The 2,446-nt window shown below is 36.9% G+C and carries 3 protein-coding genes; 2 read left to right on the top strand and 1 reads right to left on the bottom strand.

Going from position 1 to position 2,446, the window contains the following annotated elements; genetic code table 11:
* Positions 1-59: 59 nt before the first annotated feature.
* Complete coding sequence (locus Q3O06_RS05205; protein ID WP_308446890.1) at positions 60-350, bottom strand: antibiotic biosynthesis monooxygenase family protein; 291 nt, start codon at positions 348-350, stop codon at positions 60-62.
* Between the two features lie 443 nt (positions 351-793).
* Between Q3O06_RS05205 and gltS the strand changes: the two genes are divergently transcribed.
* Together gltS and Q3O06_RS11175 are read left to right on the top strand one after the other, a co-directional pair.
* The gene (gene gltS / locus Q3O06_RS05200; RefSeq protein ID WP_000599533.1) at positions 794-1,999 is read left to right on the top strand and encodes a sodium/glutamate symporter; all 1,206 of its coding nucleotides are present in this window, start codon (positions 794-796) and stop codon (positions 1,997-1,999) included.
* Positions 2,000-2,229: 230 nt separating this feature from the next.
* Positions 2,230-2,355: a LysR family transcriptional regulator gene (locus Q3O06_RS11175; RefSeq protein WP_001303004.1), complete on the top strand. Its 126-nt coding sequence runs from the start codon at positions 2,230-2,232 to the stop codon at positions 2,353-2,355.
* Positions 2,356-2,446: the final 91 nt, after the last annotated feature.

Raw genomic sequence — 2,446 nt, 5'->3', positions numbered from 1 at the left:
GATTATTGATTTTTGGCGAAACCATTTGATCATATGACAAGATGTGTATCTACCTTAACTTAATGATTTTGATAAAAATCATTAGGGGATTCATCAGAATCAAATATTGACTCTCGCCCTTCTTGTTGAGCTTTCGCATGTAAAACATGATTTTTCCATTGCAGAACTGCGTATTCGTTTTCCCACCAAGATAGCGATAACATTTTTCCTTCTGTAGCTAGACTTTGAAAACGTTCAATTGAAATAAAACCAGCTACATGACTTAATAGTGGTCTTAACTCCTCAGCTAAAGTCAAATAGCGAGTTTGTTGGTCGGGTTGTATTTGCACCTCAAATATTACAGCAATCATATTTTTCTCCGTTATTAATCAACAAACAGAGTAATCCACCCGAAAATTAACACTTCGATAAGCAACGAAATATAGAAAGGTCATGCTGCTGTTTTATGTTGTATATCACACTTCTTTAAATTGCTCGGCCTGCGCTTATCATGTTCTCCTTCTCTTATAATTTTGTTTATTATTTATACTTTTTTATTTTTTGCTATCACCGAAAATAGTGCGGATCCCGCATGGTATTTAGGTTTACCCATCATTAAATACCATTGTTGTTATTTTAATCTTTTTAATATTTCATGATTAAGATCACACTAAAATTATGACCCTATTAACTAAAAGTTATGGATACCCTAATAAAACTCATTGTTAAAGATTAGTTAACCAAAGTAACTTCATTTTTCACTATTGTTAAATTGTTATAGTGAAAATTCTGGTAAACTAATAGAGGTAAAAAAATGATCCTAGATGCCAGTTATACATTATTAGTCGCATGTATCGCGCTACTCATAGGAATGTTTGTCGTAAAATTTACCCCGTTCCTACAAAAAAACCACATACCAGAAGCCGTCGTTGGTGGCTTTATTGTTGCAATTGTTCTGTTAATTATTGATAAAACATCAGGTTATTCGTTTACTTTTGATGCTTCATTGCAAAGTTTATTAATGCTCACATTCTTTTCCTCTATCGGGCTAAGTTCTGACTTTTCTCGACTGATTAAAGGAGGAAAGCCGTTAGTTCTATTAACTATTGCAGTAACGATCCTAATCGCCATTCAAAATACTGTCGGCATGAGTATGGCTGTCATGATGAATGAAAGTCCATTTATTGGCTTAATTGCAGGTTCAATTACTCTAACAGGTGGTCATGGTAATGCCGGAGCATGGGGCCCTATTCTCGCTGATAAATATGGTGTAACAGGCGCCGTTGAATTAGCGATGGCTTGTGCAACACTTGGATTAGTGTTGGGTGGTTTAGTTGGCGGCCCTGTTGCCCGTCATCTTTTGAAAAAGGTCTCTATTCCTAAAACAACCGAGCAAGAGCGCGACACTATCGTTGAAGCTTTTGAGCAACCAAGCGTCAAAAGAAAAATCAATGCAAATAACGTTATTGAAACCATTTCAATGCTGATTATCTGTATTGTTGTTGGTGGCTATATCAGTGCATTGTTTAAAGATACTTTTCTGCAACTGCCTACTTTTGTCTGGTGTTTATTTGTCGGTATTATTATCCGTAATACACTGACTCATGTATTTAAACACGAAGTGTTTGAGCCGACCGTCGATGTATTAGGTAGCGTTGCTTTATCGCTTTTCTTGGCAATGGCGTTAATGTCATTAAAATTTGGTCAATTGGCAAGCATGGCAGGGCCAGTATTAATTATCATTGCTGTACAAACTGTTGTCATGGTGCTATTTGCCTGCTTTGTCACCTTCAAAATGATGGGCAAAGATTATGATGCTGTCGTGATCAGCGCGGGTCACTGTGGCTTTGGTATGGGAGCAACACCAACAGCAATTGCGAATATGCAAACAGTCACAAAAGCATTTGGACCATCACATAAAGCTTTCCTTGTCGTTCCTATGGTCGGTGCCTTTATTGTTGATATTTCAAACAGTATCTTAATTAAAATATTTATTGAAATTGGTACATACTTTACCTAATAGCTACACACTACTCGGCGTACTTCTCCTAACAATTTATTATAGGGCAGTATGCCGAGCCGCTTTCTTACCCCGTATATTCCCCTAGTCAATCTATTTAGCTTGCACGTTTACGAATTAATTCTCGTGACAACTAAACCAAAATTTGAATTATGACGAGTATATCTGATTATTTATACTTTATTCGTTAGAATAGTCCGTAGAAATAAATAATCAGTAGGCTACATGGAATGAAATTAAGACATCTCGATATCTTTTATGCTGTAATGACTTGTGGTTCCTTAACGCGTGCGGCTGAAGTTTTACATATTTCTCAACCCGCGGCGAGTAAAGCACTCAAACATGCTGAGCACTGAGAGATCCCCTCATAATTTCCCCAAAGCGTAACCATGTGTGAATAAATTTTGAGCTAGTAGGGTTGCAGCCACGAGTAAGTCTTCCCTTGTT

The organism is Neisseria maigaei, from assembly GCF_958267405.1.
Classification (GTDB): domain Bacteria; phylum Pseudomonadota; class Gammaproteobacteria; order Burkholderiales; family Neisseriaceae; genus Neisseria; species Neisseria bergeri.
The sequence above is the reverse complement of the archived record's forward strand: the minus strand, read 5'-3'. Positions and strand labels throughout refer to the sequence as shown.